This is a genomic window from Pseudidiomarina sp., assembly GCF_048267825.1.
Lineage (GTDB): Bacteria > Pseudomonadota > Gammaproteobacteria > Enterobacterales > Alteromonadaceae > Pseudidiomarina.
On record NZ_JBLWWR010000017.1, the window covers coordinates 1 to 15,954 of the forward strand.

Below are 15,954 nucleotides of genomic sequence, written 5' to 3' on the forward strand. Positions count from 1 at the left end.
AGTCGATGATTGCGACCAAGCGCAGCCTGGAGAAGTCCTACAGTGGCGAAATTGGTGAGCTGACCGAGCTGCTGTCCGAGGGGTACGTCGACAAACAACGTTTGCTGGAGCAGGAGCGCAAGCTCGGCATGCTCCGCGCGGAAATAGCCGACCACCAGTCCGACATCACCCGGACGAAGCTCCAGATCAGCGAAACTGAGCTGCAAATTCTCCAACTCAACAAAGATTTCAGCTCTGAGGTAGTCGGTCAGTTAGCCGAAGTGCAAACGCGGGTATTTGACTTGCAGGAGCGAGTATCAGCCCTCGAAGATCGCATCAGCCGCATCGTAATCCGAGCACCTGAGGACGGCATGATCCTTGGCATGAAAATTCATACCGTGGGCGGGGTGGTCAGTCCCGGCACGCCGCTACTGGATATCGTGCCTTCCGTATCCGACTTGATTGTCGAAGCTCAGGTTTCACCGATCGATATTGATCGCGTTAGTGTCGGCAAAAAGGCGGACATTCGCTTCAGCGCGTTCAAAAATGCGACCACGCCTGAGATCGAAGGCAAGGTCGTGCAGATTTCGGCGGACCGGTTGATGAACGAGCAGACCGGGATGCCCTACTACCTCGCGCGGGTGAGCCTCACTGAAGAAGGTGTCCGTTCGCTCGGTTCGCTCAAGCTGCAGCCCGGCATGCCTGCAGAGGTGCTGATCAACACCGGCGACCGCACCATGCTCCAATACCTGATGCAACCGGCGACGGATGCCTTCGCCCGATCAATGATCGAGGACTGACCCGTGCGCATCCTTGTTTGCATCCTGTTAGCGTCGATGGCTGCGTCATTGCGAGCCGAGCCTGAGAGGGATGCCATTCCGGTTCCATCCAGCGTGAGCGCATCCTCTTATGCCACCGACCTCATGTCGCTCTACCGTGAGGCGCGGCTGGAAGACCCGCGCGTGCTTGCCGCGTACGCGCGCGCCGTAGGAGGGCAGGCCCGCCAGCGCGAAGCCCTTGGTGGTCTGCTTCCACAGCTTAACGCCAGCGGTTCGCTCAACCGCACCAAATACGACAACCGCACCACCGAGCAGGTTTACAACAACGAGCGCTACCTGGTCAGCCTGACTCAGCACCTCTATAACAAGGCCGCCTGGGAAAACTATCAAAAGTTCAAAAGCCTGGCGCGCCAGGGCGAGTTCCAGGCGGTCGACGCCCAAGCCGAGGCTACGGTCGATCTCGCGCAGCGCTATTTCGTAGCGCTGGCATCCGACGATGAGCTGGAGCTGGTCATGGCCGAGCGCCGTGCAACTCAGAAAAACCTCGACCGTGTCAACGCGATGTATGAGAGAAAGCTGGCGATGATCACCGACGTGCTCGATCTCCGGGCCCGGGTCGATGCACTTGCCGCCCAGGAGGTCGAGGCGCGTAATCAGGTTCGGCTCAGCCGCGAGGACCTCTCCGAGCTAGTCGGCCGCACGGTTGCCGAAAAGCTCAGCCGCATCCGCGAAGACGTCGCGTTGCAGGTGCCAGGCGAGAGCCTCGATGTTTGGATCGATCGGGCTGTCACGGCAAACCCGGCGCTCAAGGCGCGGGAAAGCGCGCTTGCCGCGGCCGAGGCGGCTGTGCGCGAGGGCAAGGGTGGGCACTACCCCCAGTTGAGCCTCAACCTCACCGCTCAACGCAGCGATGTCGGTTATGACAATACCTTGGCGCCACTCTCCGACAGTTACGTCGCAAGCGTTGGTGTGCAGATTCCCTTGTATAGCGGCGGATCGACCTCCGCACGGGTCCGGGCACTGTATAACGAGCGCCTTGCAACCGAGCAGGAGCTAGAAGCCATACGTCGGCAGGTGGTCAAGGAAACCACCAATGCCTATCTGACGGCCCAGTCCAGCGTCGAACGAATACGTGCCTCGCGCAATGCTCTGGAGTCAGCCGAGAAGTCCAGCGTTGCCGCTGAAAAAGGTTTTCAGTACGGCGTAGTCAACTCTGTCGACGTCCTGACAAGCGTACAGAACGAATATACGGCACGCCGTGATCTGCTCAAGGCCCAGTACGATTTCATCACCAACCTGCTGGTATTGAATCGTTGGGCCGGCAGGTTGTCCGAGCAGAGCGTCGAAAACGTCAACGTGTGGTTGGCTCGCAGCGAAGAAGCGCGAGCCTTGGAACGGAAAACAACGGAATGAGCATGAACAGCAAGACCGCAATCGTCACGGGCATCACCGGTCAGGATGGTGCGTACCTCACCCAACTGTTGCTGGAAAAGGGCTACAAGGTATTCGGCACCTATCGCCGTACCAGCTCGGTTAATTTCTGGCGTCTCGAAGAAGTGAGCGCCATCGGGCACCCGAACCTGGAACTGGTCGAGCACGACTTGACCGACCTGGGCGCGAGCATTCGCCTCATGGAAGAAGCCCAGCCGCACGAGGTATACAACCTCGCCGCGCAAAGCTTCGTTGGTGTGTCGTTCAATCAGCCGATCACCACTGCCGAGATCACCGGGCTTGGCGCGGTCAACCTGCTCGAAGCGATTCGCATCGTCGATCCGAAGATCCGCTTTTACCAGGCGTCGACCTCGGAAATGTTCGGCGAAGTACAGCAGATCCCGCAAACAGAAGTGACACCCTTCTACCCGCGCAGCCCTTATGGCGTGGCCAAGCTCTACGCGCACTGGATGACTATCAACTACCGTGAATCCTACGGCATATTCGGCACCAGCGGCATTCTCTTCAACCACGAGTCTCCGTTACGTGGCAAAGAGTTCGTCACGCGCAAGATCACCGACGCGGCAGCTCGAATATCCCTGGGAATGCAGCCGGTGCTTGAGCTGGGCAACCTGGATGCGAAGCGCGATTGGGGTTTTGCCAAGGAATATGTCGAAGGCATGTGGCGCATGTTGCAGGTCGATACACCTGACACCTTCGTGCTGGCTACCAATCGCACTGAGACGGTTCGCGACTTTGTCTCGCTGGCTTTCAAAGCTGTGGATATCCAGCTTGACTGGCAGGGTAGTGCCGAAACCGAGCGTGGGATCGACAGCCAGACTGGCAAGACGGTTGTGCAAGTCAATCCGCGCTTCTACCGGCCGGCAGAGGTGGATCTACTTATCGGTAACCCCGAAAAAGCGAAGCAAGCGTTGGGCTGGGAACCGAAAACCACCCTCGAGCAGCTTTGCCAGTTGATGGTTGAGGCTGATCTACAGCGTGTCCAAAGCGGCAAATCGTTTTAAGCAACGGCTGAGAACATTGCTGTAACTTGGGATAGCCAGCTGCAAGAAGGGGTTACAGTCCTGCGGCTGGCGTTGTTGTGTCTGTCAACCCCTCGCTATGACCGGACTGGCTGGGCGGCAGACCGAGTCCGGCGCTAATGGGCGTGAAAATCTCTATCACGGAATCGGTACCGCGCAAATTTAGGGTACCTACGGCATAAGTCTGGTGACGCTGCAGTTTCTGGTTAGCTGACGCGCCAATGACCAGTGAGGTCGGTAAATCCCTGGCCGCCGCTTCCAGACGGGAGGCAAAATTGATGCAATCGCCCACAGCGGTATAGGTGCTACGGAACGGAGTGCCTAGATCTCCTACCAAAGCCTGACCATTTTCTATCCCGATCCTAACTCTAACGGACCGCAGACCCTGAGCAATCCGGTACGCATTGAATTTCTCGACTTCTGCGACAATCTGCAGGGCAGCGCTCACTGCCCGGTCCGCTTGATCCGGGCTATCCAGCGGTGCTCCCCAGAACGCTACCAACCCATCGCCTGTGTAACGATCTAAAGTGCCCTCGTGCTCCAGCACCGGCCGGGTCAGGCAATCAAGAAAACCTTTGGTCAACTCAGCTGCCGCTTCCAGCTTCAGGGCCGAGGTGGCCCTGGTGTACCCCTCCATGTCGGCAATCAGCACGGTTACCTCCTTGTGTACGGGCGTCAGGCTGTAGAGGGACCCTTGGCGAGTCAATTCATCGAGGACAGGCTTCGCTACATAGTGGGAAAGCGTCTCCAGAACCTTGCGATTCTGCCTTTGCGCCAATCGCCACTCATAAGGCACAAGCAACAGAAAAAGCAGAAAATAGCCGATCAGAGGACTAAAGAAAGGCCAGGCATGCCCCTGTCGAGTTCCGGCAATGGCGATCCCCATCCATACCAGGCATAGGGCAGTAAGTAGCAGCAGGCTGCCTATGGCGGCCAGACGGGTGAAAGCATGAGCTGACAAGCTCATGCTGAGCAACAGCCACAATACCAGCAGCGAAGCGACCATGAAGGAGAGGTCATCTGCATCCGCGGCATCCAGTAGAGCGGATACGCTTTGAGCATGCACCAAAGCCCCCGTGGTGAGAGGATCGAGAGGCGTACTGACCCGATCACCCAGGCTCATGGCAGACGAACCTACAATCACATGGCGATTGCTCAGGAGCTCCACAGACACTCCATGCGAAAGGATCTCATGGGCAGGAATCACCAGATAAGCGCTTGCGGGGTATCTGAAAGGCACACGCCACAGACCTGCAGCGGAAGAATCTGGCAGGCTGATATCGGCAGGCGGGGGGTGAGCGGCACACTCCAAGAGAGCCAGCGAGAACAATGGGTATCGTTGCCCTTGAAACGCAGAATATACGGGCAGGTGCCGCAACACACCGTCAGCATCCGGCAGATAACCAATATTTCCCACGCAGCGCGCGGCCTCACTGAGGGCTGCATGGTTCCCGATATAACCATAAGCGGGCTTGGCGGTCACTGTCAGCCCCTCTCGAACGCCTGCCAGCTGATAAGGAGGCGTCAGATGCCCCCTGAGCACTGGCGGCTGCCGGGGTGTGAAATCTAGGATCTGCGCCAGCACCAAGGGGGCGTGTTGTGCCAGCATCGCTAGGCGGGCATCTCCGACTGGATCTCCAGGCTCTGTAAAAACAATGTCCAGGCCAACCGCCTGGGCGCCATAATCCGCCAGCAGCACTTCGATGAGATCCGCTATTTGATCACGGCTCCAGGGCCAGCTTCCAAGTCGGCGCAGACTCTCCTCATCGATATCCACTATCAGCACCCTCTCCTCAAGCCCAGACGCGGCGGTATGCTGCAGTATCAGGTCCCGGATACCCTCATCCAGGCGCTCGATCAAAGGCGGTCGCAGCACCTCCACCAGCACGGTCAGGCAGAAAACCGCCAAGGCCAATCCCTGGCGAATCACTGACGCTCGGGTTGCCATCAGCCCGTAGCCCTATAAATCACCAGGGTACATATGGCGGAACCCGCGACTATCCCTGCCAAGTTACTGACCATATCCAGTAAGCAGAAGCCTGTTCCATACACCTCGTCCCAGCATTCCTTGCCCAGCCCAACGATAAAGACAACTGTAACCGCCCACAAAGGAGACCAGAATGCATAGGCGCCCAACGTCAGCCAAAAGCTCCACTTTGCATGCAAGCGCTTGTCCTCTTCCGTAAGGCACCGCCTGGCGACGTTTGCAAAATGGGCCCAGCCGCGGCGCGCGGCGGAGCCATATCTGTCAGGGCTCATGTTTATCCTGTTCCAGGATCATAGCCTTCAGCCGTTCTGGCTGGCGCACGATTAGGCGGCGTAGATCTTTCTCTACCACCCCCTGCTGTATTAGTACCTGCAACGCTCGGGAAACCGTTTCGCGGCTGGTATTGGCCATGATTGCGACTTCCTGCCGCATGGGTACATTCTCGATCACGGCAAGGCCGCCGGGTGCGACCGTCACAAGCTGGGCGAGCAAGGCAAACACCCGCCGATGAGCATTCTGTATACCGAGAATCGCGCGATGATCTGATTCAATGCGGATCTTCTGTGCCAGTCGTTGCATGACCTGCTTTGCAACCGAAGCGTGCGAATGAATCAGAGCAGAAGCATGAACCGTTGGCAAAAGGGCGATCAGTGAGTGCTCCGTAGCCACGACCGAGGCTGAGCGAGGCTGTCCATCGATAATGGAAAGCTCTCCGAAATAATCCCCTGGCGTCAGAATCAACAGTCCGATTTCCCTCCCGTCCTCGGTCAGATCTATCACTCGCAGCCGGCCGGCAAGCAAGAACAGAAGACAATCGCCCGCGGCCCCCTTGTGCAGAATGTAACTGTCCTTTTCGACCTTGCGGAACGACATCAATGCCCCGACCTTGGCCAAGGTATCTGAATCAAGCCCCGAGAGAAGAGGGATGTTCTGCAGATGGACCGTGATCGTCTGCTGCGCCTGCGATTCGACAGGCGCCTGGCTCTCTTCACTCACGGGAGATGCTGACTGGCTGTCATCGGTCATGGGTAGCTCCAGTCTTACCCTGCTGTACCAGGAAGAACAAAGCGCGGCTCACGCCCCGTTCTCCATCAGGATTTTCTTCAAAGCGGTCGTGGTTTCCGTCCAGGTCAGCCACTTCATACCGGTAGACGCAGGCGCCTTCCTGCCCGCCCGCAGCTCCAGCCATTGATGCACGCGCTTTGCCAGATCCGCTGGCCGCGTCCCGGAGAAATAGAACGCGTGCGAGCCGGCGATCTCGCGAAAGACCGGAATGTCGCGGGCAATGATCGGCAAGCCGTGCTGGGCTGCCTCGATCAGGGGCAGGCCGAAGCCTTCGGTCAGCGACGGGGCGATCAGGCAATCCGACCGGGCGTAGATTTCCTCCAGGAATTCATCGCTGATGCCTTCGAGCCAGAACAGGCGATAACCCAACTCCGGGTGCTGACGCAGCCGAGCAGCAAACGCCTCCATCATCCAACCCTCTTTGCCCACCAGCACCAGGCGCACATCACTGCTGCTCTGCCACAGGTGTTCAAAGGCGTCGAGTGTCTGTTGCTGGCCCTTCCGTGGCTCGATGGTGCCAACGCTGAGAAATACAGGTGCGTCGGCCAGGCGGGCGAGAATCGCCTCGGCATCGTCGGGTCGGCCACGAGAGGGCAGTGAGTGGTCGATGTCTGCACCCAGGTGAAAATGCCGTACCTCCGGGTGCGGCAACGGCGCGCCATTCTCGCTGAGCCACTGCCGCACATCCCCTGCGACCGCTGCAGAGATGCAAAGCAGGCCATCGGCCTGGCGAGCGAGGGACTGCATCCACACGACAAAGGCGGTATGGATTGCCTCGACTGCGTACTGCGGATAAAGCAGCGGAATAATGTCATACACGACAAAGAATACCCGCGCCCCGGCCAGGCGGAAATCATGCAGCCAGGTTTCCGCCTCCGGGAACAGGTGCGCGCCGAGGTCAAGCCCGAGAAAGATGTCTCCGGCCCGGACCGCGATTTCCTGACCTTCGGCAATCTCCTGGGCTGGCGCGATGCTTGGCGCGAAATGCGCGGTATGGCGCCACGGCTGCCCTTTCTGGGCGAACACCGGGCAGATTTCATAACCTGCTGGCGGGGCTTCGAACAGCTCGCTGAGTACACTGCGCACCACTCGCTGGATGCCGGTACGGGCGTCACGACAATGCAGTTCGGAGATGTCGACGAACAGCCTGCGTGGTGCCGGTTCCGGTGCCGCTTTCGCCGCTTCAGTGGCCGCCTCGATCTGCCGCTGGCAATGCAGCCCATCGAGCATGGTGGCAAAGCGCCCCGAAACGTGCTGCCAGTCGCGTTCGGTCAACCAGTGTGCCTGTCGCTGGAGAAGCTGATCGACCCGTGCAGGGTCGGCTTCGAGCTGGCAGATGGTGGCCACGATGTCGTCGGCCGAATCGCCCTTCATCATGAGGGTGGAGTCGGCAACATCATTGAAGATATCGAGCGGAGAAACGAGGACGGGCCGCATCGCAGCAAGGCCGATGGTGACCGCGCCGCTGGCGCTTTCGCGCGTGTCGCGGTAAGGAAAGACGATATAATCCGCCAGTCCGAGAATGTCCAGGCATTCGTCGATAGGGCGGTAGTCGCTGATCCAGGTCGTATTCTCTTCCACACCCTGTTTGCGTGCTGCCTTCTGCCACTCGCGCAAGGTCTCCTCGCTGCGCGAGTCGAGGATGGAATTCAGGCCCAGCAGATGCACCTTGCGTCCGCTGGCGCTTGCCAGCGGCTTGAGACTTGCAACCAGGGAATCGCCGCCCTTGTGCGGCAGGGCAAAGCCGAAGGAGCCGATCACCAGCGCATCCTCGGGAATGCCAATATCGCTGCGCTGGTGGGTGCGCTTTGCCTCCGTTAGCGGCTGCACCACCCCAAGCGTCAGCAGCATCACGTTATCGCACAGACCCAGAACCAACAGGTTATTGAGGTCGTCTTCCTTGTGCACGATGATCCGGTCGATCTGACGCAGCGCTGCGGCGGACTGCGCCGACAGCCGGTGCTCGGTGAGCAGCGGCTGCGTCGAGTGCAACTCCAAGACCACGATGCACCCTCGCCCGGCAAGCGCAGCCAGCCGGCCGCAGACGGCGGGTGTCAACGAGAACAGGCTAGGCTGGTGCTGCACCAGCAATGTGTCGGGCAGGTCCTCGCAGATCCGGTCGAGCGTTGCCATCACCGAAGCTTCGTCTCCCGCGCTCCAGGTCGCAGCATGGGCCACCTGATCCACCTGGCCTGCATCCGCTGACGTGCGGCTATCGCAATACACGCGCAACCGCCAGCCCTCGTTGTCGAACAAAGCCGACAGCAGGGTGTGGCTGTATTCGGCAATGCCGCACCGCGTCCGCCACGGGCTGAGCAGCGTCAGCCGGCGAGGTGTGACCGGAGGCCGCGCCTGCTGCAGCCAGTGGGAGGCTTGCGCGACGGCCTGCGCACACGCCTGCCAGGAATAGGTGCCGCGCACATCCTGCACACCGCGTGTGCGTCGGGCCGCGAGGTCAGGAGAATTGCCGTCGATCTCCGCCTGCAACCGGCGCATCTGAATCGCCAGATCAGCCGGATTGGCAGTTACCCAGCAGGCGTCACCGGCGTTGAGGTGGCTTCGCGAGCGGGAAAAACGGAAAGGCGTCAGCAGCGCGTTGGCCTGCGTTGCAAAATCGGCATGGGCACCGTGGCCGGTGACGATCAGCGGCAGGCCAAGGGCCAGCGCCTCCGCGGCAGGCAGGTTGAAGCCCTCGCCGCGAGTGGGCAGAACCATCGCCTGGGCGCTGCGGTACAGGGCCAGCATCCCGGCATCATCAAGGGGTGCCTCGTCGATCACCACCCGCGCCGGGTTTTCCTTTTCGCTCGAAAATTCGCGCAGGAGTTCGGCAATTCGATTGTGCGGATTGGGAAAGGTCTTGATATACAGCTCAACCGGATCATCGCCGGTAAACGCGTCCAGATAGGCGCGCAGCAGCGTATCCGGCCCCTTGCGTTCGAATACCGAAGAAACATGCAGGAAGCGCAAGCGCTTGCCGTCCGCCGGCTTCAGCTCACCGAGCGGGGCTTCGCCGGCGCCGATCAGGTGATCGATCCCCAGCGGCACGACGAATACCGGAATGCCACAACCGGAGTTGATCAGCGCGCGGCGCACGAAATCCGCTGCCACCAGCACACCATCGAATTCGCTGTTGAGGCGCTCGATGGTCGCTGCAGGAATGGCCGTTTCCTCCCAGAAGAAGAAGATCAGTCGTTGGCGGGCCGGGGCGTCGTCATTGATGATCGGATAATGATGCACGATAGAAACCGCATCGGACCCCGCAAACGCCTCCCTGCGCTTGATCTGGCGCTGCAGGGTGTCCGCCTGGGCTGCCGGCAGATTGGTGGGGTTGGCATAAAGGGATTCATGCCGAGGCTGGAACGCAACACTGCCGGGGTGCAGCTGCTCAAGGCCCAGCGCCAGGCCGCGGTTCACGATGGCCAGGCTGTAATGCCCCTCGATATGCCCGGTAATGCGGAAAACCGCCGGTGTCGTCGGCTCGGCATTCAGGCGAGAAGCCTCCGGCACCCGTGGCGTCATCGGCATGGCGGCAACATGTACATGCGGCCAAAGGTTGCCTGCCTGATCGTCTAAGAAGGCTCCGGCCGTTTTGAACCTGTTGGCCTGGGGCTTGTGATACAGGCGTGACAGCAGCGCATGGGTCCCCGTCTTGCGTGCCAATGTTCCGGTCAGTCTCCTCAAACGAGGCATGCCTGAAACCTGTCTGACGATAAAGGCCAGGCTGTCCTCGGTTACCCGCTGCCTGGTCAGGCGGATGTATTCAATGGCTTGGCGCAGGGGGGCGGTGATGCGCCACGAGGTACTGCTGCGCATGGTCACGATGTATTGTTCCGCCTCGTCCAGGCGGTAGGCGAGTGCGTTCATCTCGTTCAGCTCCGCCTGCGCCTGCTCCAGCTCCGCCTGCGCCTGCTCCAGTCTCGCTTGCACCTGCCCCAGCTGCGCAGCCAGCGTACGGCTGTTGGCTTGCTCGGCCACCAGGTCCACCGTAACAAAGGCATCGAACACGTTGGGCGGCGTACTGAAGTGCCCGGCCAGTTCGTCAACCCGTTCGAGCGCAACGTAGTAGCGGTTCAGGCCGTCGAAATAGACCTGACGATAGCCGGCGGCGAGCACGCCTGGCTCCCAGCTGGCATCGATTCTTCGCGAGTTCGGAATCGTCGCCTCGATCAGCAGCAGCCAGGGGCGAAAGCGCCGCAGATCCATGCCTGCCAGTACCTCGGCCTCGAATCCCTCGACGTCGATCTTCAGAAAATGGATATCGGCAGGTGCATGTTCGGCGCAGACATCCTCCAGCCGGCGCAGAGGCACGATACTGCGCACAATCTGCAAGCCGCTGCCGGCGTGCATTTCGGCCACGGCTGCCGACGCGCTGGCCAGTCCTCGTACTGGCGTGTCGAACAGTTCGATCTCGCCGTTCTCGGCGCCAATTGCCAGCTGCAGGTTGATATCGCGCGGGCGCTCGCGCTCCAGCTCATGCACGTGCCGGGCCAGCGGCTCAATGTTGATGCCCGACCAGCCCCGTTCGTAAAAGGCCTGGGTGACCGAATCCTCAGATGGATGATTGGCCCCGACGTCGATATAGAAACCGCGCTCGATATGGCCCAGCGCGCGCCACAGCATCACGTCTTCGAAGTTCTGTGCGTAGGAAATGAACATCATTGCTTCTCGATCGAAATCACAGGCTCGTTCCACAGGCAGCCTGCGAAAGTATGGCGGTCGATATTGATCACGTTGAACACGGCAGCCAGATCGCGCCACTCGTAGTTCCTGGATAAATGCGAATCCCTGTCCACCAGCGCAATCTGCACCGAATAGCTGCCGGGCCCGAAATTGGCAGGGAAGCAGAGTGAAAACAGGTAGCGCGTACCGACGTCGGGCTGCTCAATGACCTGCCCGGTATGCCAGGTGTTGGTGCCATACATGACCTGTCCGAGACGATCCTTGATGCCATACCCCAGCACCAGGCTGGTGATTGGCGCATGCACCGTCACCTGCACACGCAACTCCAGCGGCTCGCCAACGCGGACAACTTCCACCTTGTCGCCTGCCGCGTTATACAGCCCGACCGTGTCGACGCTCGCCTCGCCGGTCCCGGAGATCGTCTGCACGCGTCCGTCGGCGGTCTGCTGCTGCGACACCTGCGCGTTCGCGCTGTCGGCGAGCAAGGCATTGTAGTAGTCCATGACCGCCTCCGGCTGACCCTCCAGCGCAACCCGGCCGGCGTTGAGCAGGATCGCCCGATCGCAGATCGACTGAATCGCCGCCTTGTCGTGCGAGACGATCAACAGCGTCGTGCCCTGCTCGCGGAACTGGCGGATGCGATCGAAACTCTTGTGCTGGAAGTACGCGTCACCCACCGAGAGCGCCTCATCAACGATCAGCACATCCGGCCGCTTGCACGTCGCGATGCTGAACGCCAGGCGCATCTGCATGCCACTCGAATACACCCGCACCGGCATGTCCAGGTAGTCGCCGATTTCGGCAAAGGCTTCGATCGCCGGCATCAGCTCGCCGATCTCCTTTGCCGTCAGGCCGATCAGTTGGCCCGCCATGAACGCATTCTGGCGGCCAGTGAAGTCCGGATGAAAGCCCATGCCCAACTCCAGCAGCGCTGCAACCCGCCCCTGTACCGATACGCTCCCCTTCGTTGCCTGGGTGGTGCCCGTGATCAGCTTCAACAGCGTGCTCTTGCCCGCCCCGTTGATGCCGATGATCCCTACCGCCTGGCCGGGCTCCAGTGAAAAGGAAATTTCCCGCAACACCCACTTAAGGCTGTGGCGCTGTCTGGCGAACGGAATGATCCACTCTGCCAGTCGCTGCCAGCGAGACTCATATTGCCGGTAAGCCTTACCCAGGCCGCACACTCTGATCGTACCCATTACAGTTCATCAACCATGTCGCCGGCGTGCTTTCTGAACAGCACCACCGCATAGGCGCACAACACCAGCGCAAGCAGCGCTGTCGGTGCAAGCTGCTCCCAGTCGGGCCAGAGGCCGCGCACCATGATGCCTTGATACCCCTCCATCAAAGACAGCAGCGGGTTCAGCCGCATCAAGGTCGCCGCCCAGTCCGGCAGAATGGAAAACGGATAGATGATGGGCGTAAACCAGAACCAGAATTGAATCAACACCCCGAACATCTGCCCCACATCCCTGAAAAACACATTGAGCACCCCCAGAATGCCCCCCAGCCCGGTAGCCAGCATCAATTGCACCAGCAGCAAGGGCAGCATTGCCAGCAAGGACCAGCCCGGAAAATTTCCCGAAACCAGGAGGAAGACGAGAAACAGGGCCAGGATGATACAGAAATTGAAACTCGCGCTCAGTACCACGATCAGCGGCAGGCACAGGCGAGGGAAGCTCAGCTTCTTGATCAGATTGGCGTTGTCCACAAACACCCCGACCATCCGCTGCGTGATCTCCGCAAACAGCCCCCAAGTCAGAATGCCTGCGCACAAGTAAATCGAATAAGCGAAATTCCCCGAAACCCCAGGTAGGCGGGAGCCCATCAGCTGCGAGAAGATCACCGTGTACACCACGATCATCGAAAGGGGCTGAATAATCATCCACGCAAAGCCAAACAGAGAGTTGCGGTATTTGGCCTGGATCTCCCGCTTAACGCTGCTCAATACAAAACCACGAAACGCCCACAACCCATCAGGCAAACCCATTCTGCTCCCTCGTTAAATCCAAATAAGAAGCGGCGCCTGCAGGCGCCGCTCGTGCAAGCATGAACCGCAACAGCCACCCGCCAGCCTCGCAGGCCTGCGGCAACGGTCCTCCTCAATAATCCATTTGCCAACTCAAGGAAAACTGGCGCGAACGATAGCCAAAGATACTGATGTTCTCCTCGTTATCGAGCTGGCGCAATTCAGCCACCAGCGAATGCCTTCCCCCCAGCGGTTGAGTCAGTGCCAGACGCCACTGGTTCACGTCCTGGCGGCGTTTCAGCTCTATCAGCCCCGGCGCGTAATCCCGGCTACCCTGCCACCGCTGCTGCGACCACATGAATTCGCCTGTCGCTTGTCCCCACAGCAGCAGGCTCCCCCAGGCACTCACTGACCAGCCATGCCGGTCTCCGCCGGGGCGATTCCCCTGTCCGTAATCGCGCAAGCCCCCGGCTGCCAGGCCGAGCATGGTTCGCTGGCCCTCACGCCTCAACACCCCCCGCAGCTCGGCCTGGCGCGCATCGAAAACCGGCTGGTCGGCATACGCGAGGTAAGACTGCGCCGCCACCAGCGAAAACGTCCAGGGCTGGGGCAGGGGCAGGGGCGGCGTCACCTGCCCCTGAATCAGTGCGCTCTGCTGATACAACTGTCCATCCAGCTCCAGCGCGCCCCCCGCCAGCGACGCCTGCATCTGCCAGTCGTTCGGTTCCCAGCGTTTTTCCACGCCCAGTGCCAGGGCGCTGATATCGAACGTATGCACCTGGTCGTGACGGCGCACGCTGAGCTGCCCGAAGCCCAACAGGTTGTCTGCCGATAGCGGCAGCACGCCATCCACCTGCAGATGGGTAAAATCGTCCCCGCGCGGCTCATACTCAGGCGCCAGCACCAGCGTCACGCTGCCTGGTCCGGCGCCGATGGCCAGATTCGGATTGCTCGCCCCCTGGTTGGCGTTGCTGTCATGGCCCCGGCCCAGTCGCACGCGCACGGCCGCTGGCAGTCGCTTGCGCTGACAGCCACTGGCGCGCTGGCGTGCGATCAGCTCACGCAGCGCCGGCCCTGGCGCAAAGCGCAACTCGATCGTCTCGAACAGCGCCTCCGCCTCGACCCGGTTGCCCATTGCGCAATGCAGTATCGCCAGGTCCAGCCAGGCCCCTGCATGTTCCGGTTGTGTGGCCGCCACCTGTGACAACAGGACGCGTGCCTCCCCATGCCGGCCCTCGGCGATCGCGCTCAGGGCCCGTGCATAGACATCGTCTCCCTCTGCAGCCTGGGTGGGCATACAGAGCATGGCCAGAAGCAGGATGGCACCCCGCCCGGCGCGCGCCAGCAAGCCGCAGCCGTGCAACATGAATGTAAGGAGACCAGACAATAGACCGCTCGCGCGACAAAATAGGCGCGCACTATAAAACGACCCCTGCCCGCGTACCAGCCCGCCAGCTCTGCCGACTTCGCCGGCCACCTCATGCTGTGCTATAACGCAAGGCCCGTTTCGTTCCAGTGCGAAAGGCAATCTCAAGCCGGCCGGGACGCACACCACCCACAGCATGGAGGCAGCGCGATGCTGGCCCAGTATTCTTGCAAATCGTTGGAGGGTCGCCTGTATACCGTCGTCATGGCCATCGTGGCCCTGGTTGTCAGTCTCGCCCCAGCCGATGCCTGGGCCGATCAGGATGACCCCCTTGCGGCCGGGCAGGTCGTTCTCGCGATCGGTCAGGTCAGTCAGGGTGAGCAGTCGCTCACGACCGGCGACCCGGTATTTCCCGGTGATCGGCTGACCACGGGTGCTGACGGCTACCTTTATATACGTACCCGCGATAACGGCTTCATCATCCTGCGCCCTCAGACGGCCGTCACCCTGACTACCTACCATATCGACTCCGCGGACCCCGCCCAGAGCCGCTTCCGCATCGATCTGCATGAAGGCGTGGCGCGCAGCATCACCGGTACCGCCGTCAAGGCCGCCCGTGACAACTTTCGCTTCAACACCCCCGTCGCCGCCATCGGTGTAAAGGGCACGGACTTCACCGCCTACACTGATGCCCACACCACGCGCATCGTGGTAGTCGCCGGCGCGGTCATTGCCAGCCCCTTCGGCGCGCACTGCCAGCCTGGCGGCAGCAATCGCTGCCAGGGCCCCGGCGCGCTGGAGCTTAATGCCGCGCAAAGCGGACGCATTCTGCAGATCGACAAAACCCAGGGGGTCAAGCTGCTCGATAGCCCCCAGGCTAATCCCGACCATGCTGCCCCGCCGCGCAAGGACGAACCCGCCTCCCCGGATGAGCAGCGTGCCGCCTTTGCCCGCCCGGACCTGACGCCTGCCAAGTCCATCAGCCCCCTCACGCCGGCGCGCCCAGTGCTGCCAGCAGCGCCCTACACCGGCCCCGCGCTGCAGTGGGGGCGTTGGGGCGCGCTCGCCCAGGCGGACAAAGCGCTGGATCTGGACAAGGCTATTGCCACCCACCAGATCGCCAGCCTCAATCCTTATTTCATCCTGCTGCAGCCCAAGGGTGTCCAGTGGGAGCGGCCTGCCAGCCGCACCCTGGATTTCCAGCTGCAGGATGCCCAGGCCCTCATCCAGCGCCAGGCCGATGGCAGCACCTATGCGGCACAGGTTGAGAACGGCCGCTTGAACATGGACTTCGCCACCAGCCGTTTCACCACTCGCTTCGACCTCCTGGCCGATGGCGAGCGCATCCCGCGCCATGCCGAAGGCCAGGTCTTCCCTGACGGGACCTTCCAGAACGTCAGCCAGTACCTGGGCAACAACAACATGGCCGTGGATGGCCGGCTCAGTCAGGAAGGTGACAGCCGCGCCGTTTATCTCTTCCAGTCTCAGCTCGACGAGCAGCGCACGGCCTACGGCGTCAGCGATTGGGCTGCCAAAGAAATGCCGATGCTTAATCCATCAAAGTGACAACCGTCACACCGGATGCCGGGGCCCTCTGAGAGTATGGCGTCCGCATTAATGCCCGGTCTCGGTAGCTGTCCTGGCTGCCGATTCCC

Annotated in this window: 10 protein-coding genes; 4 read left to right on the forward strand and 6 right to left on the reverse strand. The window is 60.9% G+C overall.

Going from position 1 to position 15,954, the window contains the following annotated elements:
* The 3 genes from ACN0UN_RS10910 to gmd all read left to right on the forward strand — a co-directional run.
* Window positions 1–779: HlyD family type I secretion periplasmic adaptor subunit (locus ACN0UN_RS10910; protein WP_417660008.1), on the forward strand; the 779-nt coding region annotated here is incomplete at its 5' end.
* Window positions 780–782: 3 nt separating this feature from the next.
* Window positions 783–2,171, forward strand: coding sequence for a TolC family outer membrane protein (locus ACN0UN_RS10915; RefSeq protein ID WP_417660009.1), 1,389 nt, complete (start codon window positions 783–785; stop codon window positions 2,169–2,171).
* A gap of 2 nt (window positions 2,172–2,173) precedes the next feature.
* The gene (gene gmd / locus ACN0UN_RS10920) at window positions 2,174–3,214 is read left to right on the forward strand and encodes a GDP-mannose 4,6-dehydratase (RefSeq protein ID WP_417660010.1); all 1,041 of its coding nucleotides are present in this window, start codon (window positions 2,174–2,176) and stop codon (window positions 3,212–3,214) included.
* Window positions 3,215–3,266: 52 nt separating this feature from the next.
* On the opposite strand, the gene ACN0UN_RS10925 is transcribed toward gmd, so the two are convergent.
* From ACN0UN_RS10925 to ACN0UN_RS10950, 6 genes are all read right to left on the reverse strand, one after another.
* A complete protein-coding gene (locus ACN0UN_RS10925; RefSeq protein ID WP_417660011.1) occupies window positions 3,267–5,162 on the reverse strand; it encodes a CHASE2 domain-containing protein in 1,896 nt (631 codons plus the stop codon).
* 318 nt (window positions 5,163–5,480) lie between these two features.
* Window positions 5,481–6,245 carry a Crp/Fnr family transcriptional regulator gene (locus ACN0UN_RS10930; protein ID WP_417660012.1) on the reverse strand — a complete coding sequence of 255 codons (765 nt, stop codon included), beginning with the start codon at window positions 6,243–6,245 and terminating at the stop codon, window positions 5,481–5,483.
* 48 nt (window positions 6,246–6,293) lie between these two features.
* Window positions 6,294–10,943, reverse strand: a complete 4,650-nt coding sequence (locus ACN0UN_RS10935) for an FkbM family methyltransferase (protein ID WP_417660013.1) — start codon at window positions 10,941–10,943, stop codon at window positions 6,294–6,296.
* On the reverse strand, window positions 10,940–12,163 hold the full coding sequence (locus ACN0UN_RS10940) for an ABC transporter ATP-binding protein (protein ID WP_417660014.1): 1,224 nt from the start codon (window positions 12,161–12,163) through the stop codon (window positions 10,940–10,942). The genes ACN0UN_RS10935 and ACN0UN_RS10940 overlap by 4 nt, the downstream gene beginning before the upstream one ends.
* Window positions 12,163–12,954 carry an ABC transporter permease gene (locus tag ACN0UN_RS10945; protein ID WP_417660015.1) on the reverse strand — a complete coding sequence of 264 codons (792 nt, stop codon included), beginning with the start codon at window positions 12,952–12,954 and terminating at the stop codon, window positions 12,163–12,165. Before ACN0UN_RS10945 ends, ACN0UN_RS10940 begins: the two co-directional genes overlap by 1 nt.
* A gap of 112 nt (window positions 12,955–13,066) precedes the next feature.
* Window positions 13,067–14,320, reverse strand: a complete 1,254-nt coding sequence (locus ACN0UN_RS10950; RefSeq protein ID WP_417660016.1) for a tetratricopeptide repeat protein — start codon at window positions 14,318–14,320, stop codon at window positions 13,067–13,069.
* 189 nt (window positions 14,321–14,509) lie between these two features.
* On the opposite strand from ACN0UN_RS10950, the gene ACN0UN_RS10955 reads away from it, so the two are divergent.
* Window positions 14,510–15,865: a FecR family protein gene (locus ACN0UN_RS10955; RefSeq protein ID WP_417660017.1), complete on the forward strand. Its 1,356-nt coding sequence runs from the start codon at window positions 14,510–14,512 to the stop codon at window positions 15,863–15,865.
* The last annotated feature ends 89 nt before the right edge of the window (window positions 15,866–15,954 follow it).